A 22320-nucleotide genomic window follows, 5' to 3' on the forward strand; every position below is an offset into this window, starting at 1 on the left:
CCGTCCGTTGCTCTCGTCAACGGCATCCTGAAGGTGAACCGCGTCTCGCCGGGGCCTGAAGCGAAGCTGTTGGCCAGACCCGGATCTGGCCCTGGGTTAAAGCTGGCGCAGGAACTTGGAGAACGCCTCAAGCGTCTCATCACTGACGTGATGCTCCAATCCCTCAGCATCGCTTTCCGCGATTTCCGGGGGTACGCCGACCGCCTTGAGGAAATCGACCACAACGCGATGGCGTGCCCGCACCTTCCGCGCCAGGGCATGACCCTCCGGGGTCAGGAAAATGCCCCTGTATGGCTTTGACTGAGCGAGCCCCAGACCCTTGAGCCGCCCGATGCTCTTGATGGCCGTGGCGTGCGAAACCCCCAGGCGGCGCGCCAGATCGGTTGCACGGGCCTCCCCTTCCCGCTCCAGCAGGTCGTCGATCAGTTCGACGTAGTCCTCAAGCACGGCCGAGGCACGGCCGGCACGCGCAGAGGCATGGCGCGCGGCCTGCATGTCTTCTTCGGGCAGCGTCACGTCCGGATCTCCCGGCCTGCCTTGCTCAGCGTCGTCCTGCATCATCAGGCCGAAGAATACCTCATGCCGATGAAAATGCCACGGCTGGGCCAAGTTCGCAGGTTTCGCTCTTGATTGTAGCCTATGCTACATGCTTTGTATTGGACTTGACATACGAGCAGTAGCTACAGGAAAGTTCATGCTGGACAACCGATCGCCCAAGCGCTTTCTCGCGATGGCAGCGCTTGCCGCCGTCTTCCTGTTCGGCAGCCAAGCCACAGGCGCCGCCCAGACCCCGCGCGACCGGCCACTGCGTGTGGTCACCACCTTCACCATCCTGCAGGACATGGCCCAGACCGTGGCCGGCGAGGCCGCGATCGTGGAATCGATCACCCGGCCGGGCGCCGAGATCCATGACTACGAGCCGACGCCACTGGATATCGTGAAGGTCCAGGCGGCGGACCTCGTCCTCTGGAACGGCATGGGCCTGGAACGTTGGTTCGAGCGCTTCTTCCAGCGGGTAAAGGATGTTCCCTCGGTGGTGTTGACCGAGGGCATCGAGCCCATCGGCATCACGGAGGGTCCCTATGCTGGCCGCCCCAACCCGCACAGCTGGATGTCACCCGCCAATGCGGTGATCTATGTCGAGAACATTCGCCGGGCACTCACAGCGGCCGACCCCCGCAATGCCGAGACCTACAACACCAATGCGGCTCGCTACACCCAGCAGATCCGCGCGCTCGACGCGCCGATCCGTGCGCAGCTTGCCGGCATTCCCGAGGAGCGCCGCTGGCTGGTGAGTTGCGAGAGCGCCTTCTCCTACCTGACCCGGAACTACGGCATGAAGGAACTCTACCTCTGGCCGATCAATGCCGAGGAGGAAGGTACACCCCGCCAGATCCGGCGTGTCGTCGACACGGTACGGAAGAACCGGATCCCGGTGGTGTTCTGCGAAAGCACGGTCAGCGACCGGGCCATGAAACAGGTCGGACGCGAGGCCGGCGCCAGGTTCGGTGGCATGCTGTACGTGGACAGCCTGACGGCGGAAGATGGCGTGGCGCCGACCTTCGTCAAGTTGCTGGAATACAACGCCAGCACCATCGTCCGCGCCTTCCAGCCGCCGCCTGGACGGTAGACACGTCATGCTCATGTCCCCGTCGCGTAGCGTGGCACTGCCGAGGCAGGACAGGCACGGCGCCTCGTCCCTGCGCCGCATCGGCCGGCGGCTGCTGTCCAGGGCGGCACCGGATCCGGGGCCGCCACAAGGCAAGACGCTCGACCTCAGGGTGGAGGGGGTAACGGTCGCCTATGCCAACGGCCATGTCGCGCTGAGGGATGCCTCGCTGCGGCTGGACGGGCCTACGATCTGCGGGCTGCTCGGCGTCAACGGCGCCGGCAAGTCCACGCTCTTCAAGGCCATCATGGGCATGGTACGGCCGGCCTCCGGCACAGTCCGGATTGGCGGCCGCACGGTGAGCGAGGCGCAGAAACTCAGTTGGATGGCCTATGTCCCCCAGAACGAGGAAGTGGACTGGGCCTTTCCGGTCAGTGTGCGCGATGTCGTCATGATGGGCCGCTACGGCTACATGAACATGCTGCGCATCCCTTCCGCTGCGGATCGTGCCGCCGTGGAGGAAGGACTCCGCCGGGTCGGCATGGAGGAATTCGCCGGGCGGCAGATCGGGCAGCTCTCGGGTGGGCAGAAGAAGCGTGTCTTCCTCGCCCGTGCGCTGGCCCAGGACGGCCGGATCATCCTCCTGGACGAACCCTTTGGAGGCGTGGACGTCACCACACAAGGCCAGATTATGGAACTGCTGCGGGAACTGCGGGCGGAAGGGCGGATCATCCTCGTCTCCACCCACGACCTCGCCAGCGTGCCGGAATTCTGCGATCAGGTGGCGCTGGTCAAGGGTACCGTGCTTGCCGCCGGCCCCTGCGGTAACGTCTTCACCCCCGCCCAGATCGCGCGCGCCTTCGGCGACGCCGCCAAGCCGTCCAGCCCGGGGACAGCGCAGGCCGATGAACGCCTGACGCTGCGGGACGGCGGGAATGGCGAGCGGTTCGTGGTCACCACCGATGGGCGGGTGCTCGGCCGCCTGGGCCCGGAGGCATGAGGGAGCCGTCGATGGAGATCCGGCCGTGACGGAGGAGTTGCTGATCCCCTTCGCCTACGAATACATGCGCAATGCGATATATGTCAGCACCGTGATCGGCGCTGTCTGTGGCCTGCTGTCCTGTTTCGTGGCGCTCAAGGGTTGGTCGCTGCTGGGCGATGCGCTGTCGCACGCCGTGGTGCCGGGCGTGGCGCTGGCCTGGATCCTGGGCCTGCCCTTCGCACTCGGTGCCTTCGCCTCGGGCATGCTGGCCGCCTGGTGCATGGGCTTCATTCGCCGCAACAGCCGCATCCGCGAGGACTCCGCGATCGGCGTGGTCTTTACCGCCTTCTTCGGCCTCGGCTTGGTCCTGCTGACGCTCTACCCGAGCAATATGCGGCTGCAGACGGTGGTGTTCGGCAACGTGCTTGGCATCGCGCCGGCCGACACGATGCAGATGCTGCTTGTCTCGGCCGGCGTGCTGCTGGTCATGGCACTGCGTGGGCGCGACCTGACACTCTGGGCCTTCGATGCCGCCCATGCACAGGCGATCGGGCTTGACACACGCCTGCTGCAGATGCTGCTGCTGGGCTGTGTCGCCGCTGTCGCCGTCACAGCCATGGTGGCAGTGGGCGCGGTGCTGGTCATTGCCATGCTGGTGGCCCCGGGTGCCACGGCCTATCTGCTGACAGATCGTTTCGGACGGATGATGGCGGGTGCCACGGCCCTCGGCGCCAGTACCGCGTTTACCGGCGCCTATCTCAGCTACTTCCTGGACGGCTCCACCGGCGGCGTCATCGTCACACTACAGGCACTGATTTTCACGGCGGTTCTGATCCTCGCGCCACGGCATGGCATCCTGGCCAGCCGCCGTGCCAGGCGACAGGCGGGCAGGCTGGAACAAGCGGCATGATCGACACTTTCCTCGCTCCGTTCAGCCATGGCTTCATGCTGGAGGCGATGGGGGCCGGCGCCCTGGTTGCGACGGCCTGCGCACTGCTCTCCTGCTACATCGTGCTGAAGGGCTGGTCACTACTGGGTGATGCGATCTCCCATGCGGTCCTGCCGGGTGTCGTGCTGGCTTCCGCGGCCGGGTTGCCACTGGCGCCGGGCGCCTTTGCTGCCGGCATGTTCTGCGCGCTGGGAGCAGGTTTCGTCCAAAGCCATAGCCGGGTGAAGGAGGATGCGGCACTCGGGGTCGTGTTCACCGGCATGTTCGCGGCCGGCATCGTCATGCTGGCCTTCCTGACCACCGAGGCCCACATCACCCACATCCTTTTCGGCAACATTCTGGGGATTGAGCGGGAGGACCTGTGGCAGACCCTGATCGTCGGCGGCATCACGCTGGCTGTCCTGCTGGTAAAGAGCCGCGATCTGACGCTTTTCTGCTTCGACGCGACACATGCGCGGGGGATCGGACTCAACACCGGAATGCTGCGCTACCTTTTCCTCGCCCTGCTCTCGGCAGCGGTGGTGGCCGGCGTGCAGGCGGTCGGTGTCATCCTGGTGGTAGCGCTGCTGATCACGCCAGGGTGCATCGGCTATCTGCTGTCCGATCGCTTCGGCCGCATGTCGGCCATCGCCGTGACCGCCGCCGTGGCCGCCACCCTCATCGGTATCCTCGCCAGCTACCACGCCAACATCTCTCCCGCAGGTAGCATCGTCGTCGTGCTGTCGCTGCTGTTCGCCTTGGCCCTCACCCTGGCGCCGAAGCATGGCCTGCTCGCGGGCCGACATGCGCGCCGCGAAGCCGGCAGGACAAGTGTTCCGCATGACACCGGAACTTCCGTCAGCCGACCTCACGAAGCGAGCGCTGGAGACAGAACATCGGCCGCTAAGGCCGGATTGTAGGCGGGCCTCAGACCAGAAGCGTGTCCTCGACCGCCCAGGTCAGGGCCACGCGCTCCTGGGGTCGCACGACAATCGCATCCGCCCGATGCTGCTGCTTTGCGACCACGGGATCGCCACCGGCATCGAGTTGCAGCACGCAGCGCGTCAACTCACCCATGAAGGTCACTTCGCGTACCGTGGCCATCAGATGATTCCGACCCGGCGGGACCGGACTGCCGGCTGGAAGGATTCCGATTTTCTCCGGCCGGATCATGCAGGCCTGCCCCGGGGCTGCCGAGGAAGCGACGGTACCTCGCAGGAGGGTGCCGCCCAGCGATACGCAGCGCACCCCTGGGCGATCCACCCCCATATCCTCCACGGGCAGGAAATTCGCCTCGCCGACAAAGGAAGCGACGAAGCGATTGGAGGGGCGATCATAGAGTGTGGCCGGATCGTCGAGTTGCTCTATCCGCCCCTGGTTCATCACAGCCACCCGGTCAGACATGACCAGCGCCTCCTTCTGGTCGTGCGTGACGTAGATGAAGGTGATGCCAAGGCGTTCATGCAGTGCCTTGATCTCCAGTTGCATCTCCTCGCGCAGTTGCTTGTCGAGGGCCGAGAGCGGCTCGTCCATCAGCAGCACCGGCGGGTTGAAGATCACCGCCCTGGCAATGGCCACGCGCTGCTGCTGACCGCCGGAGAGCTGCTGCGGATAACGGCCACCGAAAGCGGATAGCCGGACAAGGTCCAGTGCCTGGCGCACACGCTCCACGATCTCCGCCTTGCCGACCCCGCGCTGCTTCCGGGCAAAGCCGACATTCTCCGCCACCGTCATGTGGGGAAAGAGCGCATAGCTCTGGAAGACCATCCCGATTCCGCGCCGATGCGGGGGCAAATGGGTCACATCCCGCCCGTCCAGGGCAATCTGGCCGGATTCGGGTGTTTCGAAGCCGGCGATCATCATCAGCGTGGTGGACTTGCCGGACCCGGAAGGACCCAGGAAGCTGATGAATTCGCTGCGCCGGATCGACAGTGAAAGCCGGTCGATGGCAAGGTGGCTGCCGTAACGCTTGGTGATCTCACGGAGGGTGATCTCGGCACCGGAGTTCTCAGGATGGGGAGTCGCTGCGTCCTCTGGCATCCGGTTTGCTTGACCTCTTCTCAGCATCGGGAATTCAGCATGGACGAGACGAAATGCGCCTGTCCAGCTCCGGGATTCGGTCTCTCCCTGCGGCAGGGAAAGCAGCCATGAACGCACCTTTGCCATTGGGAAGCGGCCCCGGGACTGTTGCGCTGCCCATGGCGGGCACGGACCTAACCAAGAACCGGCGAGCCTTCGGTTCACGGCATGCAATGATACTGCTGGTTCTGCCGCTGCTACTCTATATGCTCGTCTTCTATGCCTACCCCGTAGCTGCCATGCTGTCCCGCAGCCTGCTCACCGAGGAAGGCTGGACGATCTCGGTTTTCATCTCGCTGCTCGGTGATGCGATCTTCTGGCGCGTGCTCGGCATCACCATGCAGATAAGCCTTGCGGTCACGCTGCTCTGCCTGCTGCTCGCCTATCCGGTGGCCTATGCTTTCGCGCGCATGCGGCAGTCCCATGCGAACCTGCTGATGATCCTGGTGCTGATCCCTTTCTGGACCAGCATCCTGGTGCGCACCTATGCCTGGATGGCACTGCTCGGGCGGCGCGGCATCGTCAACAATGCCCTGGTCGCGAGCGGATTGATCGATACGCCGTTGCAGCTGATGAACACGCGCCTGGCAGTCTATCTTGCCATGGTCCATGTGCTGCTGCCCTTCATGATCCTGCCCCTGACGGCGACGTTGCGCAGTCTGGACTGGCGCCTGGTGCGGGCGGCGAACGGGTTGGGTGCCGGACCCTTTGCAGCCTTCAGGCAGGTGGTCCTGCCGCTTTCCCTGCCCGGCGTCGCAGCCGGCTGCGTTCTGGTCTTTGCCCTTTCAGTCGGCTTCTATATCACCCCGGTCCTTGTGGGGGCTGGATCGGATGTGATGATAGCGATGTTAATCAGCGATCTGGTGAACCAGCTCAACTGGGCGCGCGCCTCGGCAATGGCGGTGGTTCTGCTGCTGATCGTCGCTCTCGCCTTCGCTCTGCTGGCCCGAATCGTCCCGCTGGGACGGGTGTTGCAGGGAGGGCATTGAGTTGCCCCTGCTGCGCCGTGTCCTGCTGATCGCCGCGCTGGTCCTGGTGCTGGGCTTCCTGGTCCTGCCGGTGGTGGTGGTGGTGCCACTCTCCTTTTCGACCGCACGCTACCTTTCCTTTCCGCCTCCGGGCTTTGGCCTCGGCTGGTACCGGATCTTCTTCGGTAACGAGGCCTGGACCAACGCCGCCGTGATGAGCCTCTGGACCTCGCTGGTCTCCACCCTGCTCTCGGTCGGACTCGGTGTGCCAGCCGCAATCGGACTCGCGCGAGGACGCTTTCCCGGCAAGGGGCTGATCCAGGCACTGATCCTGTCACCGATCGTGGCGCCGGGCATCGTCGTGGCGATCGGCCTCTATTATGTCTATGCGCGCTTCGGCCTGATCGGAAGACCGATCGCCCTGATCCTGGGACAGACTGCACTGGCCGTGCCCTTCGTGGTGGTGAACGTTGTCTCCGCTTTGAGTGGCCTCGACCGGCGGCTGGAACGCGCGGCTCTCAGCCTGGGCGCCACGCCCTGGGGGGCCTTTCGCCAAGTCACGCTGCCGCTCATCCAACCGGGCATCACCGCCGGCGCGGTCTTTGCCTTCGTGGTCTGCTTCGATGAACTGCTGATCGCCCTTTTCTTGGCTGGTACCGGCGCCGTTACCCTACCCCGCCGCATGTGGGAGCAGTTGAACTACAATCTCGACCCTACGATCGCGGCCGCTTCGACTCTGTTGATCGTGTTGACCACGCTGCTGATGCTTGGCGCCGAGTTTCTTCGGCGGCGCTCGGCCCGGCTGCGCTCCGGTGTTTCCAACGGATCCTAACGGGAGAAGATTGCCATGGACGACCGTATCTCACGCCTGCTTGCGCGCCTCGCGGCGGAGCCACCTCACGCGGCGGATCTCACGCGGCGGCGCTTCATCCACCGGGCCGCCTCCTTCGGGCTAACGGCTGCTGCGGCTTCGGCGCTCACGCAGGGCTTTGGCATGCCGGCTCTGGCGCAAGGGGTAGCTCTTCCGGAGATCCGCTCCATCCCCGAGAAGCTCAAGGGCAATGGAGTGGTGCGCGTCTGCTCCTATGGGGGCAGCCTTCAGGAGGCGCAACGGCGAGCCTACTTCAAGCCTTTCGAGGAACTCTCCGGCATCAAGGTCGTGGAGACAGAGGGACCCGATATCGCCAAGGTCAAGGCGATGGTCGATACAGGCAACATCGAATACGACGTGACTGAACAGGAAGGCTCCTCGGTCGTGGCTCTGGCCGCCAGAGGCGACTATTGGGAAAGAATCGACTACGCGCTTTTCGATACGGACAACATCGACCCGGTATTCCGCAAGGAACTCTTTGTCGACATGCTGCCTTATGCGCAGATCTATGCCTATCGAACGGACGCCTTCAAGAGTGACAGGCCGTCAACAGTGGCCGATCTGTGGAACGTGAAGAAGTTTCCCGGCCCACGTGCCATGATGGGTGGAGGCGCGCTGAATCCGGATCTGGAACTCGGGGTGCTGGCGGCCGGAACGCCGCGCGACAAGGTTTATCCTATCGATGTCGATAAGGCGATCGGCAAGCTCAGCGAGTTGAAGCCAAATGTGGTGAAGTGGTGGGGCGCGGGCGCGCAGCCAGCACAGCTCCTGAACGACGACGAGGTGGTGATGGCCACGGCCTGGAACGGCCGGATCGCGGCCATTCAGGCAAGCGGAGCTCCGGTTGAGATTGTCTGGCAAGACCAGCTGCTGCGCAACGACTGCTGGGCCATTCTCAAGGGTGCACCGAACCGCGTGAACGCCCAGAAGTTCGCCGCGTTCATCACGCTTGCCACTCCGCAGGCGCGGCTCTCCTCATTGATCACCTATGGCTTCGTGAACAACAAGGCGGCTGAGCATCTGTCTGCGGATCGGCTGAAGCTGTTGCCCACCGCCCCGGACATCAAGGACAAGCTGATCAATTACGATCCCGCATGGTGGGCAGCCAATCTGGATACGGTGAAGACCAAGTGGAACCGCTTCCTGCTCGGATGATCGCGGAATGAACGCCGTCTCGCCACGCTCCCTGCCCCGCAGCCTCTATGCCGACACGGCAAGGCAGCCCGTCGTGGCACCGCCGCTCCAGGGAGAACGGCAGGTCTCGGTCGTGGTGGTGGGCGGCGGCTTCACAGGTCTTTCGACCGCGCTCCACCTCGCGGAGAGAGGGGTGGACGTGGCGGTTCTGGAGGCACACGAACCCGGCTGGGGCGCTTCCGGCCGCAATGGCGGGCAGGTCAACCCGGGCCTTAAGCATGACCCTGCTAAGGTGGAGCGGGATTTCGGTCCTGAGCTCGGGCGGCGCATGATCACCATGTCAGGCGCAGCGCCGGACAAGGTCTTCTCACTAATCCGGCAACATCAGATTCTGTGCGAAGCGCATCAAGGTGGCACCATCCGAGGCGCCTTCCATGCGAACGGATTTTCCACTATCCGCGCTACGGCTGAGGATAATGCCCGGCGTGGCGGCCCGGTGGAGATCCTCGACGCGAGGGGCATGCAGCGCCTGACCGGCAGCGATCGCTACATAGGGGGCTCGATCGATCGGCGCGGCGGCAGCGTGAACCCGTTGGGTTACGCACGCGGGCTGGCTGATGCGGCGCAGCGAGCCGGGGCCAACGTGCATGCCGCGTCGCCTGCGCTTCGCATCGAGCGCCAAGGCACGCGATGGCGTGTCGTCACACCCGCCGGAACCATGACGGCGGAGAAGCTCGTGCTGGCCACTAACGCGTATAGTGACGACATCTGGAAGGGGCTGCGGCGCTCCATCGTGCCGGTCTTCAGCGCCATAGCCGCCACCGAGCCATTGCCCGATCATCTCGCCGCCACGATCATGCCGGAACGGCCTGTGCTGTTCGAGATCGCTTCGCTGACTGTCTATTACCGGGTGGACGCAAGGAAGCGCTTGCTGATGGGCGGCCGCAGCGTTGACCGCGATACCTCCGATCCGATGGATTTCCAGCGTCTCACACGCTATGCACGGCGCCTCTGGCCGCAGGTCAAGGAAGTCGGCTGGGAGTACTTCTGGAATGGCCGACTGGCCGTCACGCCGGACCACTACCCGCATCTGCACGAGCCTGCACCAGGGGTCATCGCCTGCCTCGCCTATAATGGTCGTGGTGTGGCCATGGCAACGGCGATGGGAGAGCAGGTGGCTCGGCGGGTCATGGGGGCATCGCAGGAGGAGATCGACTTTCCGATCACCGATCTGAGACCGATCCCCTTCCATGGGCTCCGGCGCCTTGGCGTGGCCGCACGCTTGACCTATGGGGAAATCCGCGACCGGCTCGGCCTGTGACCCTTTGGCCGAGAGATGCCGGCTTGCTGGTCATGAACACGGCGATCCTGCTGCTGTTCGCCTTCGCGATCCGTACCCCGGTCTTCGGAAACCCTGTTGTGGGTGTGGACGAGACCTTCTACCTCCTGGTCGGCGACCGGATGCTTCAGGGCGCGTTGCCCTTCGTCGATCTGTGGGATCGCAAGCCGGTCGGCCTCTTCCTGATCTACGCGGCCATCCGCCTTCTCGGGGGCGAGGGCGTCTATCAGTACCAGGTGGTCGCGACGCTCTTCGCCGCGGCGACGGCCGGGATGATCTCCGTGGTGGCCGCGAGCTTCGCGACGCGCGCCGGCGCGGTCAGCGCCGGGCTGGTCTACCTGGCCTTCCTGGGCGCCTTCGAGGGCGTGGGTGGCCAAGCTCCGGTCTTCTACAACCTGTTCGTTGTCCTGGCGGCCTGGCTGACGCTCCGCGCCGGACGTTGTTCTCCGGCTAGGCGGCTTGCCCTGGGCTGTGGTGCCATGCTGCTCGCCGGCATAGCCATCCAGATGAAGTATACGGCCATGTTCGAGGGGATATTCTTCGGCTGTGCGCTACTCTGGCAGGGTTGGCGCGCCGGAACCCGCCCCGTCACACTCATGGCTCAAGGGGTCTCCTGGATCGCCTGCGGCCTGCTGCCCACCGCTGCGGCCCTGGCCTTCTACGTGCTGCGGGGCCAGGGCGAGGCCTTCCTCTATGCGAACTTCCTGTCGGTCTTTGAGCGCAGCACCTTCGGCGAAGGCTCGGCCCTGGGCCGACTGGGGCCGATCATCCTTCTGCTCCTGCCACTGCTGCTGGCCGCGGCCCTGAGCCGCTGGCCTAGGCGGCTGGTGTGGCCGGGGAATGATCGGAACGCCGCGGCGGCGCAGGATTTCGTGACGGCGTGGTCGCTCGCGGCCCTTGCCGGCTTCCTGGCCTTCGGAACCTATTACACGCACTACGCCCTGCCGCTCCTCGTGCCGCTTTCGGCCATGGCGGCACCCGTGTTTGGCGCGTGGCGAAGCATCGGCCTGAAGCTGGGTCGCGCAGGCAGGGCGCCGCGCGTGCCCGTGGCCCTGCTGGTGGGCCTGTTCGGACTGTTGGCGAGCTTCGTCCTCGTCACGAAGCACGTTCGGCAGCGCGGCGACGGCACCGAGATCCGCAGGATCGTCTCCTTCATCCAACCTCGGCTGGTGGGATGCCTCTACGTCTTCGACGGAGAGCCGATGCTGTACCACCTTACGGGAAGCTGCATCCCAACCCGCTACGCCTTCCCGAGCCATCTCAGCGACCGGAAGGAGGCAGGCGCCATCGGGGCCGACCAGGTCACCGAGATACGCCGGATCTTCGCAACACGTCCGGGAATTGTGGTGACCTGGGAGGGAATGCAGCCGCGCAATAATGCGGACAGCGTTGCGGCGCTGGAAGACGAGTTGGGCCAGCACTACCGAAAGGTACTGGAGGTTCCCGTAGGCCGGCACACCCGGCAGATCTACCAGCGCCTGCCCGATGGCGGAGCTGGCCCTTCAGGTACGGGGCCCTGACCGGACCAGCAATGATCCGCGACCAAACAGCGCCCGCCGACGCGCCACCTTGCCGTCCGGCCTGGCTCCGGCAGGAGCGTCACGGCGCGATGCCGTCCCTGCCAAGTCCCATTCGAGCAATCGCCAGCCAGCCCGGGCAGTGGGTTGTCCCCGACTGTTGCCGAGAGCGCGTGACTTGTGCCAGGACCATGAACCCGGTTGACGCCACGACTTCCCGGAACTGGCATGCTTCGCACCGCATCACTTTGAAGTTGACCCGGTTTCGTGGAGGGTTGCGGGGCTTGGTTGATCAGGGGAGGGCTGTGGCGGGCTGGAGCTGGACTTGCTTTGGAGAAGTGGAGGGTTCCTGATGAGGCGAGAGGAACTCGATGACGCGGCAGAGACAGTTCACGAAGGAATTTGAGGACGAGGCGGTCCGGCTGGTCCAGACGACCGGGCGGAGCCAGCGCGAGATTGCTGAAGACCTCGGTATAGGTTTGTCGACGCTGGTCAGGTGGATCAGCCGGAGCCGGGACCGGCAGATCGATGCGCCGGACCGCTCGGGGCAGGAGGACGTCGCGGCCGAGCTGAAGCGGCTGCGGCGGGAGAACGAGATCCTTCGCCAGGAGCGGGACATCCTCAAGCGTGCCACGGCTTTTTTCGCCCGGGAAGGAAGTCGGTGAGGTTCGCGCTCATCGATGCGGCGAAAGAGAAGTTCCCCGTGCACCGTCTCTGCCGGGTTCTTGGCGTCAGCCAGAGAGGCTACTTTGCCTGGAAGGGTCGCCCGGCCTGCCGCCGCCAGCACGAGGACATGATGCTGCTGGCCCATGTCCGGTCGGCCTTCGCGCTGTCCAACGGCACCTACGGCAGCCCGCGCATGACGCGGGAGCTGCAGGACAGCGGCCTGGCTGTCGGGCGCCGCCGGACGGCCCGCCTGATGCGGGAGAATGGCCTCCGCGCCCGGCAGAAGCGGCGGTTCAAGCGGACCACTGACAGCCACCATGCCTGGCCGATCGCGCCTGACCTGCTGGACCAGGACTTCTCCGCGCAGGGTCCTAACCAGAAGTGGGGTAGTGACATCTCCTACATCTGGACCCGCGAAGGATGGCTGTATCTGGCAGTGGTCATCGACCTGTTCGCGCGCCGCGTCGTTGGCTGGGCCGTAGCGGATCGGCTGCATCGGGAACTGGCGCTGGCGGCTCTGCGTAAGGCCCTCACTATGCGCCGCCCGGCGCCAGGGCTGATCCACCATGCCGATCGCGGCAGCCAGTACTGCTCCGCCGACTACCAGGCGGAACTCCGAAAGCACGGTATCTGATCTCGAGGACGGGCAAGGGAAATTGCTACGATAACGCCATGGTCGAGACCCTCTTCAAGACGCTGAAGTCGGAACTCGTCTGGCGCACCATGTTCGAAACACGCCAGGATGCCGAGCAGGCCATCGGCCGCACCATCGATGGTTTCTACACCCCTGTCCGGCGCCACTCCGCGCTCGACTTCACAAGCCCGGCCCAGTTCGAGAAGATGGCCGCCAACTGATCCAACACCTCTCCACTAAACCGAAGCAAGTCCAGCGGCCACAAAAGCTGCAACAGAGGCAGGACGATCAAGCCTGCACCAGGAACCTCCGCTGGACTTCGCTTCCTCTGATGATGTCCAGAATGTTCCGTGCGGTCATCAGTGAAACCTCCCGCCGAGCTTCGGCCGTGACACCGGCGCAGTGCGGCGAAACCAACACGTTTGGCAACGACCAAAGAGGGTTGTCCTTTGCCGGTGGCTCGCTTGCAAAGCTGTCGAGCCCAGCGGCAGCGATCCTCCCATCACGCAGGGCCGCGAGTAGCGCAGCCTCATCCACCACTTCGCCACGCGCTGTGTTCACCAGGATCGCGCCCGGCTTCATGAGGCCGAACTGGCGCTCACCAATCAGGCCTTCTGTTTCACGGGTGAGAGGACAGTGAAGGCTAACAATGTCGCTTTGTGCGAGCAAGTCGTCGATAGTCGTCGCGCGGTCAATGCCTGCTGTGAAGGCATCGTCTCCCGCAAATGGATCGTAAGCTTGGACATTCATGCCGAGGGGCTGAACGAAACCGGCGAGATAGCGCCCGATCATCCCAAGGCCGATCAGGCCGAGCCTGCGACCACGCAGTTCGAAGCCGACATAGTTCTTCTTGTCCCAACCGCCAGCGCGCACATAGGCATCCTGATTGCGGAGGTCCTTCGCAAGCGCCAGGATCATGGCCAGCGCGTGTTCCGCCACCGAATGCGCGTTGGCGCCCACGGCGGCCAGGACGGGAATGCCGAGCGACTTTGCGGCAGCGACATCGATGTCATTCGTGCCGGCACCATGCTTGGCAATCACCTTCAGCGACGGTGTCGCCTTCATGATGTCCTCATCGACCCGCTCTATAAGGCGCACGACGATGGCGCTGGCTTGTGTTTTCACAAGCAATGCCTTGACGGCGTCCTTCGCAGGGTAAGGATCCGTGCTGACCACGTCCAAACCGGCATCACGGAGAATTTTCTCTCCTTCCGGCGCCATGGGACCTCCCAGGCTTACGACAGTGTGCGTCATCAATCGAAGATCCATGCTTGGGGAAACGGCGATACGTCCGCTTCTATGTTGCCTGATCAGGTGGGGATCTGTACCGGATTCACTTCACGCAGCAGCTGACATAGTTGAGAAGCCCGGAAGCCGGAGAGCGCCGACGCCGCCACGAACGAGCCCGCGTACCAGATGGCCATGACGGTAACCACGAATCCGATGGCTCAGCCGAGGATCGATACCGCGTTCTCCTGTCATGTTCCTCCGTGCAGCGCCGCCGAGCTGTCATTGATCAGGAAGATCTCGCGGCCATAAGCGAGCAGGATGTCGGTTGCAGCAAAGCGCAGATACGCCGCGCAACGGCAGTGCTGCCCCTGTTCATTCCGTCGCTTCCGCCCACTTGCGGGAGATCGGACGGATCCTCTCTTCCACTTCGGCCGAGACCATCGCGGGGCGGCGGCTGGCGCCAACCTCAGGCATGGCGAGGGTCAGGCAGCGCTTGACCATGGTCGGCGCGAAGCCATGAGCATAGAGCTCCTTGCGCAGTTCGCTGTAGTGCGCCTGGTGCTTTCCGGCGGCCTCACTGTCCCCCTTGGAGAAGGAAGCCCAGATGGCATTCAGGGTCACGGGCGAGATGTTGCCCAAGCCCGACACACATCCCGCGGCACCATGGGTCAGACCGTGCAGCACGAGCGAGTCCGGACCGACCAGCACGTCGAAGGCATCGTGCGAACGGGCTATCTCAAGGTAGCCATCAAGGCTCTCCTGTGAGCCGGCGCTGTCCTTGATGCCAACGATGTTCGGGTGGTCGGCCAGCACGCGCACCGTCTCGGGCTGAAGGGTGTTCCCGGTGCGCGCGGGAAGGTTGTACAGATAGATGGGCTTCGTCAGCGCATCGGCGACATCACGATAATGCGCGATCAGCTCATCCTGGCTACAGGCGAGGATCGAGGGCGTGATGACCGAGAGCGCCTTGACATCAAGCTTCTCGATCTTCCTGCCAAGGAGGATGGTCTGGCTCGTTGAGACCTCGCCGATATGCGCCAGAACCGGCACTGCGCCCCCGGCGGCTTCCACGCAGAGCTCGGCGACCCGGACCTTCTCGTCAAAGGAGAGCGCATAGAATTCACCGTTGGTGCCGGCGCAGAAGACGCCATTACCGGCGGCGACCTGCCGCTTTACCTGACGGCGCAGCGCATCGGCATTGATGGTTTCGTCCTGGTTGAACGGAGTAACGATGGCCACGCAAGGGCCCGTGATCTTCGCCATAAGGGGAACTCCTGTTCCGTGCGCGTCGCGTTGCTTCAGAAGGCGGTGCGATAAAGGGTGAGGATGTCCTCGCGGCTCATGTCGCGCGGATTGTTATCGAGAAGCCGGCGGATGGCATGCGCCTCGGTCGCCATGGTCTCCAGATCCTCCTCGGGCACGCCCAGGCGGGAAAGGCGCATCTCGATACCGAGACCGGCGCAGAAGCCATAGGTGGCGCCGCGCACGGATGCCTCGTCAGTGGCAGTGGGCAGACCCAGTGCTTCCAGTACAAGCGCGGTCTTCCCTGCCGTCGCCGGCGCGTTGAAGGCCAGGGTGTGGGGGAAGATCACCGCGCAGGCCAGGCCGTGCGCGACGTGGTGCCGCGTTCCCAATGGGTAGGCGACCGCATGGCCCGCCGTGGTGTTCACCGGGCCCAGGCAGAAGCCGCCGTAGAGCGAGGCAACGGAAAGACCGGCGCGCGCCTCCTTGTCCGAGCCGTCGGCCACGGCCCGCCCGAGGTAGCGGCCGACGAGACGGATACCCTCCAGAGCGTAGAGGTCGATCAGCGGATGGGCCTTCTTGTTGGTGAAGGCCTCCACGCAGTGCGCCATGGCGTCCACGCCGGTGGCAGCGGTCACCGCGGCCGGAACCGTCAGCGTCAGATCTGGGTCAACCACGGCCAGATCGGCCAGCATATGCAGGCTCTGCACAGCCAGCTTGTTCTGCGTCACCGGATCGGTGACCAGCGCCCGGATGCCGCCCTCGCTGCCGGTGCCGGAGGTGGTGGGCACCTGGATCAGCGCGCAGGCGCGGCCGTCCACCTTGTCCGGTCCCACCACCTCGGGCAGTGTCTGGGCACTGCCGGTCAGCACCGCCACCAGCTTCGCGAGGTCCATGGCGCTGCCACCGCCGAAGCCCACCACGAGGTCCGGCTTCACCCTCGCCGCCATGGCCAGTGCCTTGTCGAGGTTCGCGACGTCCGGCTCGGGTTTCACCTCGCCGAAGACATGCACGTCGCCAGGCAGTTCCAGCACGTCCGTGCGGCCGGCATTGAAGGCGTCGGAGATGACAAGGGCGCGGCGCAGCCCCCGCGCCTTGGCCCAGCGCCCAGCGGCGGAAACAGTGCCAGGACCGAATTCGATCGTCCCGGGACGGATCAGGCCGATCGGGTTCGTCAGGTTGAGCATGCGGCGGTTCCTCGGGAAACTGGAAGCGGGCTGGCCATCAACTGTAGGGGGTGCCCTGCGCGTTCACGTAAACGGCGTAGAGGGACTTGCTGGCTGCCATGAAGAGGCGGTTGCGGTGCCGGCCACCGAAGGCAAGGTTGGCGCAACGCTCGGGCAGATGGATATGTCCGATCGGTTGCCCGCCCTTGTTGAAGACGCGAACCCCGTCCATGGCTTCCCCCATTCCCCAGCCGCACCAGAGGTTTCCTTCAACATCGACCCGGAAGCCGTCCGGCCTCTCACCCGCCTTGGCCTGGATGAAGACGCGATTGTTCGCGAGTTTCGTTCCATCCTCGATGACGTCAAAGACGCGGATGACGCGGGGATTGGCAGATGCCTCGACCACGTAGAGGAGCTTCTCATCGGGCGAGAAGGCCAGGCCGTTCGGTCGTCCCACCTCGTTGCTCACCACGGAGAGCTGCCCGGTACGTCCATCAACGCGGTAGATGTTCGTGGGCAGCTCAGGCTCGGCTTTCTCGCCTTCGTAGAATCCGAGAATCCCGAAAGGCGGGTCAGTGAACCAGATGGAGCCATCGGACTTCACGGCGATGTCGTTGGGCGAGTTCAGCCGCTTGCCGTCGTGGCGATCGGCAATCACCGTGATGCTTCCGTCCGGCTCGGTGCGGGTCACGCGGCGTCCGCCATGTTCGCATGTGACCAGGCGCCCCTGCCGGTCGCGCGTGTTGCCGTTCGAGAAGCCGGCAGGTCTGCGGAACTCGTCGACTGTCCCGGTTGTCTCGTGCCAGCGCAGCAGGCGGTCGTTCGGAATGTCGGACCAGATCAGGCAACGTTGATCGCCGAGCCAGACCGGCCCTTCGCTCCACCGCGCCCCGGTCCAAAGCTGCTCCACTGCCGCGGCATCCAGCCGGTACTTTGCGAAGGAGGCGTCGAGGTTCTCGAACGCGGCCTCGGGGTAGCGCTGGATACTTTCCCAGCGCGCCAAGGCAGGTCGGCTGACGAGCGCCGCGCATCCTCCCGCGGCAAGAGTAAGACCCCGTTTCATAACGGCTGAGCCAGACGCCGGACGAGGATCATGGCGGCGGCGAGGGTGAAGAAGGCGACGGCGGAACCGACGGTGGCCTCGTGATCGCGAGCGAGGCGTCGGCAGCGGCCGAACCAAGCGAAGGACCTCTCCACCACCCAGCGCCTGGGTTGCACGGCGAAGCCTTTCTGGCCGGGTGCGCTGCCGATGATGGTAACGGCGACGGGGGAGGCTCGGGCGACCCGCGGACCGGCGTAGGCGCGGTCGGCGAAGCAGCGGGCCAGGAACGGCCAAGGGCGGCGCGACATGGCCAGGAGGGCCGCACCCCCTCGGCTGTCATGCAGGCAGGCGGGCGAGATGGCGGCGAGCAGGAGCCTACCGTCCGTGTCCACCAGGGCGTGGCGCTTGCGGCCCGTCACCTTCTTCCCGGCATCGTAGCCGCGGACACCTTTCACGCCGACACCGCCCGAGCGGACGGATTGGGCGTCCAACACCGCCGCTGTCGGTGAGGCCTCTCGGCCGACCCGCTCGCGGTCGGCCATGATGAGGGCGTGCGCCAGTCGCTCGAAGGTGCCCCGGCGCGAGAGGCGCAGGAACCAACGGTGCACGGTCCCGGGCGGCGGGAAGTCGCGGGGCAGATGCGCCCAGGCGCAGCCGGTACGGAGCACGTAGAGGATCGCATCAACCACCCGCCGCATCGGCCAGGACCGGGGTCGTCCGGTCTTTGCAGGGCTTGGCAAGAAGGGCTCGACCAGGGCCCACTCGGCATCGGTTAGGCACGTTGCATAAGGCTGGGAGCCGCGCGCAAGCTGCGCGCGGGCGGCAGGGGTCCACATGGGCCACCTCGAAGGACGTCAGACACCCTCCGAACGCGCAGAACTCCCGCCGCTCACCCCGCCTCAGCCGTTATGAAACGGGTTCTAAGCTCGACTTTGGCCATCACGCGGCGTGGCAGATGGCGTAAGCCCAGGCGTGCTGGAGCGCTCGCCGAGGTTTTGTGCTGTGACCGCTGTGCCGGGATGTGAGGAAACCTTGCTCACGCCAGATGTGCCGCCGCACGGCGGCGAGGGTGTCACTGAAGGTCGGACGGTCCTTGCGGTACCAGGCGCTGCTCATTGCGGCTCTGCGTTCTGAGGTTCTGAGCTGGGCGGCCAGGAGGGTGACGAGGGAGAACAGCCCGAGCAGGCATGGCGTGGTGCGGGCGATGGCGAGGTCCGACCACTGTCGCTGAGTCTCGACCCCAAGATGCACCCTGGTCTCCTGGAAGGTCACCTCCAGTTGCCAGCGCTGGATGAACCAGAACAGGATCTGCTCCGGCGTTCGATCAGGCTCGGTGCACAGCAGGGCCTGCGGCTCGAACCGGCGATGAGGATCGCGGACCAGCACCCAGCGGATCGGCACGATGGGCATCCCGCCATGACGCCACACGGCAGTGGCCGAGCAGATCTCGACGTGACGCTCGCCCCCACCGTACCAGCGGGGGACCACCATGCGCTGCCAGCATGTATCGGTGCGGACCAGCACCTCCGCCAGGTTGGGCCGGCGCGCCCCTTTGGTACGGGGCCGACCATTGGTGCCAGGCAGCCGGGGTGGCGCCGGGTCATAGAGCGCGGCATCGAGCCGCAGGCGCGTGACCCCGGTGATCCTGTGCCGGGTCAGCGCAGCCAGCAGTTCCAGGGCTGCAAAGCCGCTGTCGCCGACCAGCACGATGTCCCGCCCAGGAAGCCAGCGGCGTGTCTGCAGGATCATTTGGCGGGCCCAGTCGGTGAGCTTCTTGTGCCGCTGTCCCTGGTCGCGACAAAACCGTTCCGAGGGCGCCAGCGCGGACAGGAACGGCAGCGCCCAAACCCGACCGGCCCAGGGAACAGGTGCCAAGAGCATCAGGCTGATCCAACGCAGGCCAGAAGCCTTTACGAAGTGGCCGTGGCTGGAGCGTACCGGGTCGCGGTAGATGCCCATGGCCGCAATCCGCTTGCCACGGCGCCGCTCAATCGTGTCGTCAATGCCCAGAATGACCGGCCCATCCGGCGCGAAGGCTGTGATCAGGTGCGCCAGCAGAAGACGCGATGCTGCCCGGGGGCTCCAGACCGCCCGGTTGAGCACCCGATGATAGTTCACGAAGCGCCGCTCCTGCGCGAGCCCGCTGATCTGCAACAGGCTGGTCACCGTACGTTTGCCGGGTGCCAGGATAGCCCCGATCAGCAGCACCTCCGCGTGTTGCCAGCTGCGCTGGAAAAACAGCGGCGCAAAGCTCAGGATCACCGCGGCGAAGCGGGATGGCAGGTGAAGCATGGCGGCGTCTCTTGGCGGGGACACGCCAGCCTAGCCAGTCACCCGCCTCGCCGCCTACGCCTGCCTCAGATGGCCAAAGTCGAGCTAAGCAGACCCCGACGATGGGCTTCGATCATGGTTTCCTGCTCCGCTTGGCCATTGCCGGAATCGGCGTTCCATCGGGCAACGCCTGCCGGCGCTGCGGTGCTCCCGGGAATTGCCCGGCTCCTCAATCAGCCTGCGCGCCCGAGGCCTCGATGAGCTGACGCCACATCGGACGCTCGCGCGCCGCTCGCTCCGCGGCCTGGGCGGGTGTGCTCCAGATCGGCTTGGCGCCGACCTTCAGGAAGCGTTCCGCCTGTACCGGATCATCCACCACCTGCTTCAAGGCCAGGCCGAACTTCTCCACGATCGCGTCCGGCGTGCCGGCTGGCGCAACGAAGCCGCCCCAGACCGTGACGACGAAATTGTCCAGACCTGCCTGTCCCATGGTGGGAACCTCCGGCAGAGCCGGCCAGCGCTCAGCCGAGGTTACGGCGAGCGCGTGCATCTGCCCGCTCTGCACCAACGACAGATAAGAGGCCACGCCGTCCAGCGCGAAGTCCACGTCACCGCTCATCAGAGCCGGAATGGTCTGGGCTGCACCGCGAAAAGGCACGTGAACCGCCTCCACGCCAATGCGGTTGAACAACATGGCAGATGAAAGGTGCGTCGTCGTACCAACGCCGGTGGAACCATAGGTGATGCCGCCCTTCTTGGCCCTGGCCCATGCGATGAACTCGGCAAGTGTCTTGGCCTGCACCTTGCCCGGCGCCACCACTGCGATGTTGGGGAACTCCCAGCCTAACGCGACCGGGCGGAGATCCTTCTCGACATCGTAGGGTACGTTTCGGTACAGAAACTGGTTGATGGAGAAGTTGCTTACCGTTGCCGCGCCGAAAGTGGCTCCGTCCGAAGGCGACTTCGCCACCACATCGATGCCGATATTGCCGCTGGCGCCGGCCCGGTTGTCGATCACCACGGGCTGACCGAGGGTCTTGCTGGCTTGCTCGGCATAGAGCCTGGCGAGCACGTCCGTCGCACCGCCCGGCGGGTAGGGGACGATCAAACGGATTGGCCGCTCCGGCCAGGGCTTCTGGGCCTGGATCGCGGAGGGGGATGCCATGATGGTGGAGCCCAGGACGGTGCCGAGCAGGGTGCGACGGTTCATGGGGGGTGTTTCCTCTGTTCTTGTTCGTGTTTCAGGCTCTGGAGCAGGCTTGTCAGTTTTTCGCGGACCGCGTCGGCCGGCAAAGCCAGATGCTGTCCATGTCCGAGAGCGGAGTACAAGTCGAAGGGTAAACTGCGCGAATCGCGCATCTCATGGCATGACCATGTGGAATGCACAGAGCAACGGCAATGCTTGCGCCGACAGAGCGCCGTTTTCCTGACTTCGTTGAGAGATGGCCGACCACACGTGCGCTTCCACCTGTCCAGGGCGTTACGGTGGCCTCTTCTATCATTTATATGCACAAAACACGCAATGATAATTGCTCAAAATGGACAAAAAATTTCATCCGACCGTGCAGCCGCCATGATGCCCATGACCGGACCGCCTCCCTCCTGAACTCCTCCACCCGCCCCCATCGGCTGGCCGTTCCGTCGTGCCTTCCACTTCTCCCCGGAAGGATGTCCGCCAGTATCCTGGCCGATGTGGTGTGCCCGGTCGCTGACTGATCCTCGAGCGCCGGGTTCCGCCACGGATCGGCGGCTGTCAGGTTCAGGCCCACGCCGCCGGCCTTGAGGCTGATCAGGAAGATGCCATCGGCAGGAACAGCCCTGGAGACATCACGGGTTCTTCCCGCCCTGCCCTAGCCACGCTGGCACCGCCACGGTTTGCCGGTCAGGACCGGTGATGATACGGCCTCGCACCTTCGAAACGCCCGAGGCCGGGACATGGCGCCGCGCAGAGGTCGCGCCTCCTTGGGACTACGACATCGAGAACCTACGTGCTGGGCTTCAGGTACGTTTCGGACGGGCGTTATTATTGGTTAGCTTCGACACCGGTTTTTCGATCCTGCCGTACTGTCAGAAGGGCAGGATTCCGTTATTGAGTGGTCTGATGCTTTGTCCGTGCACCGCGATCGTTGACCTACGGACCTGAATGTTCCCGTGGATCTTCCCGAAAGCCGAAAACCTCTGCGAGACCCCAGCGCATTCCAGGCCTGACGAGAGATGGACAACAGCAGACTTCTCTCGTGGAGGTTTCCTCAACTGTCAGAGAATATGATTTGCATGCCCTCAGGCGAACGATCCGAGGCCCCAAGTGGCGCCGTCTACGATGGCGATGGCAAGCTCGTCATGGGCAGCGGGCCTGCTTTTTCGCTTGGCCTTGTCACGGAATGCATCTTCCAGGCTGTGCTGCACAACCTGGATGAGCCTGGGAACACGATAGACGCGGGAGACCGCCTCTGGCTCCTGCCCCAGGGCTTGGTTCCCGGCGCTGCGATGCCCGAGCATGTTCTGGCCGGCCTCGCTGCCATCGTAAGAGCCGGGCGCAAGGTCGTCGTGATGGGCCACAGCACCGAGGCCGGCAACTGGGCCTGCCAAGCCATCGAGCAGGCACTCGATGCGAACCAGGGCAGCGCATAAGCGCGCCGCGA

Annotated in this window: 19 protein-coding genes and 2 pseudogenes; 11 read left to right on the forward strand and 10 right to left on the reverse strand. The window is 64.8% G+C overall.

The annotated features are described in order from the left end of the window. Nucleotides 1-96 precede the first annotated feature (96 nt). Nucleotides 97-561, reverse strand: coding sequence for a manganese-binding transcriptional regulator MntR (gene mntR, locus CTJ15_RS00640; protein WP_081798660.1), 465 nt, complete (start codon nucleotides 559-561; stop codon nucleotides 97-99). A gap of 133 nt (nucleotides 562-694) precedes the next feature. Here mntR and CTJ15_RS00645 point away from each other — a divergent pair, with 133 nt between their 5' ends. The 4 genes from CTJ15_RS00645 (at nucleotide 695) to CTJ15_RS00660 (ending at nucleotide 4439) form a co-directional block, all read left to right on the forward strand. Beyond that, nucleotides 695-1630 (forward strand): metal ABC transporter substrate-binding protein, encoded by a 936-nt coding sequence (locus CTJ15_RS00645; RefSeq protein WP_075821229.1) that lies wholly within the window; start codon nucleotides 695-697, stop codon nucleotides 1628-1630. A gap of 151 nt (nucleotides 1631-1781) precedes the next feature. Then, a complete protein-coding gene (locus CTJ15_RS00650) occupies nucleotides 1782-2609 on the forward strand; it encodes a metal ABC transporter ATP-binding protein (RefSeq protein ID WP_075821228.1) in 828 nt (275 codons plus the stop codon). A gap of 25 nt (nucleotides 2610-2634) precedes the next feature. Further along, complete coding sequence (locus CTJ15_RS00655; RefSeq protein WP_075821254.1) at nucleotides 2635-3501, forward strand: metal ABC transporter permease; 867 nt, start codon at nucleotides 2635-2637, stop codon at nucleotides 3499-3501. Next, entirely contained in the window at nucleotides 3498-4439 is a 942-nt protein-coding gene (locus CTJ15_RS00660; protein WP_075821227.1) for a metal ABC transporter permease, read from the forward strand. The genes CTJ15_RS00655 and CTJ15_RS00660 overlap by 4 nt, the downstream gene beginning before the upstream one ends. 7 nt (nucleotides 4440-4446) lie before the next feature. Here CTJ15_RS00660 and CTJ15_RS00665 read toward each other — a convergent pair whose 3' ends face one another. Then, on the reverse strand, nucleotides 4447-5559 hold the full coding sequence (locus CTJ15_RS00665) for an ABC transporter ATP-binding protein (protein WP_099780846.1): 1113 nt from the start codon (nucleotides 5557-5559) through the stop codon (nucleotides 4447-4449). A 107-nt stretch (nucleotides 5560-5666) separates the two neighbouring features. On the opposite strand from CTJ15_RS00665, the gene CTJ15_RS00670 reads away from it, so the two are divergent. From CTJ15_RS00670 to CTJ15_RS00695, 6 genes and pseudogenes are all read left to right on the forward strand, one after another. Next, the gene (locus CTJ15_RS00670) at nucleotides 5667-6587 is read left to right on the forward strand and encodes an ABC transporter permease (protein WP_226945888.1); all 921 of its coding nucleotides are present in this window, start codon (nucleotides 5667-5669) and stop codon (nucleotides 6585-6587) included. Nucleotide 6588: 1 nt separating this feature from the next. Then, the gene (locus CTJ15_RS00675) at nucleotides 6589-7398 is read left to right on the forward strand and encodes an ABC transporter permease (RefSeq protein ID WP_075821225.1); all 810 of its coding nucleotides are present in this window, start codon (nucleotides 6589-6591) and stop codon (nucleotides 7396-7398) included. 15 nt (nucleotides 7399-7413) lie between these two features. Further along, nucleotides 7414-8592 carry an ABC transporter substrate-binding protein gene (locus CTJ15_RS00680; protein ID WP_099780848.1) on the forward strand — a complete coding sequence of 393 codons (1179 nt, stop codon included), beginning with the start codon at nucleotides 7414-7416 and terminating at the stop codon, nucleotides 8590-8592. 7 nt (nucleotides 8593-8599) lie between these two features. Then, on the forward strand, nucleotides 8600-9892 hold the full coding sequence (locus tag CTJ15_RS00685) for an FAD-binding oxidoreductase (protein WP_075821223.1): 1293 nt from the start codon (nucleotides 8600-8602) through the stop codon (nucleotides 9890-9892). Between the two features lie 32 nt (nucleotides 9893-9924). After that, nucleotides 9925-11430, forward strand: coding sequence for a glycosyltransferase family 39 protein (locus CTJ15_RS00690; RefSeq protein ID WP_151904015.1), 1506 nt, complete (start codon nucleotides 9925-9927; stop codon nucleotides 11428-11430). Between the two features lie 368 nt (nucleotides 11431-11798). Then, nucleotides 11799-12948 (forward strand): annotated as a pseudogene (locus CTJ15_RS00695) (IS3 family transposase). A 67-nt stretch (nucleotides 12949-13015) separates the two neighbouring features. Here CTJ15_RS00695 and CTJ15_RS00700 read toward each other — a convergent pair. The 8 genes and pseudogenes from CTJ15_RS00700 to CTJ15_RS25200 all read right to left on the reverse strand — a co-directional run. Next, entirely contained in the window at nucleotides 13016-13948 is a 933-nt protein-coding gene (locus CTJ15_RS00700) for a hydroxyacid dehydrogenase (protein WP_237719412.1), read from the reverse strand. A 381-nt stretch (nucleotides 13949-14329) separates the two neighbouring features. Then, nucleotides 14330-15220 carry a dihydrodipicolinate synthase family protein gene (locus tag CTJ15_RS00705; protein ID WP_019462820.1) on the reverse strand — a complete coding sequence of 297 codons (891 nt, stop codon included), beginning with the start codon at nucleotides 15218-15220 and terminating at the stop codon, nucleotides 14330-14332. 35 nt (nucleotides 15221-15255) lie between these two features. Beyond that, nucleotides 15256-16386, reverse strand: a complete 1131-nt coding sequence (locus CTJ15_RS00710) for an iron-containing alcohol dehydrogenase (protein WP_099780850.1) — start codon at nucleotides 16384-16386, stop codon at nucleotides 15256-15258. 37 nt (nucleotides 16387-16423) lie between these two features. After that, entirely contained in the window at nucleotides 16424-17368 is a 945-nt protein-coding gene (locus CTJ15_RS00715; protein WP_099780851.1) for an SMP-30/gluconolactonase/LRE family protein, read from the reverse strand. A 56-nt stretch (nucleotides 17369-17424) separates the two neighbouring features. Further along, nucleotides 17425-18243 carry an IS5 family transposase gene (locus CTJ15_RS00720; protein ID WP_099780839.1) on the reverse strand — a complete coding sequence of 273 codons (819 nt, stop codon included), beginning with the start codon at nucleotides 18241-18243 and terminating at the stop codon, nucleotides 17425-17427. A 103-nt stretch (nucleotides 18244-18346) separates the two neighbouring features. Then, on the reverse strand, nucleotides 18347-19699 hold the full coding sequence (locus CTJ15_RS00725; RefSeq protein WP_099780841.1) for a transposase: 1353 nt from the start codon (nucleotides 19697-19699) through the stop codon (nucleotides 18347-18349). Nucleotides 19700-19907: 208 nt separating this feature from the next. Further along, a complete protein-coding gene (locus CTJ15_RS00730; RefSeq protein WP_099780852.1) occupies nucleotides 19908-20888 on the reverse strand; it encodes a tripartite tricarboxylate transporter substrate binding protein in 981 nt (326 codons plus the stop codon). Nucleotides 20889-21361: 473 nt separating this feature from the next. Beyond that, nucleotides 21362-21522, reverse strand: a pseudogene (locus CTJ15_RS25200) (C-terminal helicase domain-containing protein); the annotation flags it as partial. Between the two features lie 430 nt (nucleotides 21523-21952). Here CTJ15_RS25200 and CTJ15_RS00740 point away from each other — a divergent pair. Further along, entirely contained in the window at nucleotides 21953-22309 is a 357-nt protein-coding gene (locus CTJ15_RS00740) for a hypothetical protein (RefSeq protein ID WP_076970271.1), read from the forward strand. Nucleotides 22310-22320 lie beyond the last annotated feature (11 nt).

This window comes from Roseomonas sp. FDAARGOS_362 (assembly GCF_002754815.1).
Classification (GTDB): Bacteria; Pseudomonadota; Alphaproteobacteria; order Acetobacterales; family Acetobacteraceae; genus Roseomonas; species Roseomonas mucosa.

Coding starts and splice junctions, on each gene's coding strand:
- CTJ15_RS00740 (WP_076970271.1), top strand. CDS start 21,953: ATGCCCTCAGGCGAACGATCCGAGGCCCCAAGTGGCGCCGTCTACGAT.
- CTJ15_RS00685 (WP_075821223.1), top strand. CDS start 8,600: ATGAACGCCGTCTCGCCACGCTCCCTGCCCCGCAGCCTCTATGCCGAC.
- CTJ15_RS00705 (WP_019462820.1), bottom strand. CDS start 15,220: ATGGCGAAGATCACGGGCCCTTGCGTGGCCATCGTTACTCCGTTCAAC.
- CTJ15_RS00690 (WP_151904015.1), top strand. CDS start 9,925: ATGAACACGGCGATCCTGCTGCTGTTCGCCTTCGCGATCCGTACCCCG.
- CTJ15_RS00725 (WP_099780841.1), bottom strand. CDS start 19,699: ATGCTTCACCTGCCATCCCGCTTCGCCGCGGTGATCCTGAGCTTTGCG.
- mntR (WP_081798660.1), bottom strand. CDS start 561: ATGATGCAGGACGACGCTGAGCAAGGCAGGCCGGGAGATCCGGACGTG.
- CTJ15_RS00645 (WP_075821229.1), top strand. CDS start 695: ATGCTGGACAACCGATCGCCCAAGCGCTTTCTCGCGATGGCAGCGCTT.
- CTJ15_RS00720 (WP_099780839.1), bottom strand. CDS start 18,243: ATGTGGACCCCTGCCGCCCGCGCGCAGCTTGCGCGCGGCTCCCAGCCT.
- CTJ15_RS00670 (WP_226945888.1), top strand. CDS start 5,667: ATGAACGCACCTTTGCCATTGGGAAGCGGCCCCGGGACTGTTGCGCTG.
- CTJ15_RS00680 (WP_099780848.1), top strand. CDS start 7,414: ATGGACGACCGTATCTCACGCCTGCTTGCGCGCCTCGCGGCGGAGCCA.
- CTJ15_RS00660 (WP_075821227.1), top strand. CDS start 3,498: ATGATCGACACTTTCCTCGCTCCGTTCAGCCATGGCTTCATGCTGGAG.
- CTJ15_RS00700 (WP_237719412.1), bottom strand. CDS start 13,948: ATGGCGCCGGAAGGAGAGAAAATTCTCCGTGATGCCGGTTTGGACGTG.
- CTJ15_RS00665 (WP_099780846.1), bottom strand. CDS start 5,559: ATGCCAGAGGACGCAGCGACTCCCCATCCTGAGAACTCCGGTGCCGAG.
- CTJ15_RS00730 (WP_099780852.1), bottom strand. CDS start 20,888: ATGAACCGTCGCACCCTGCTCGGCACCGTCCTGGGCTCCACCATCATG.
- CTJ15_RS00710 (WP_099780850.1), bottom strand. CDS start 16,386: ATGCTCAACCTGACGAACCCGATCGGCCTGATCCGTCCCGGGACGATC.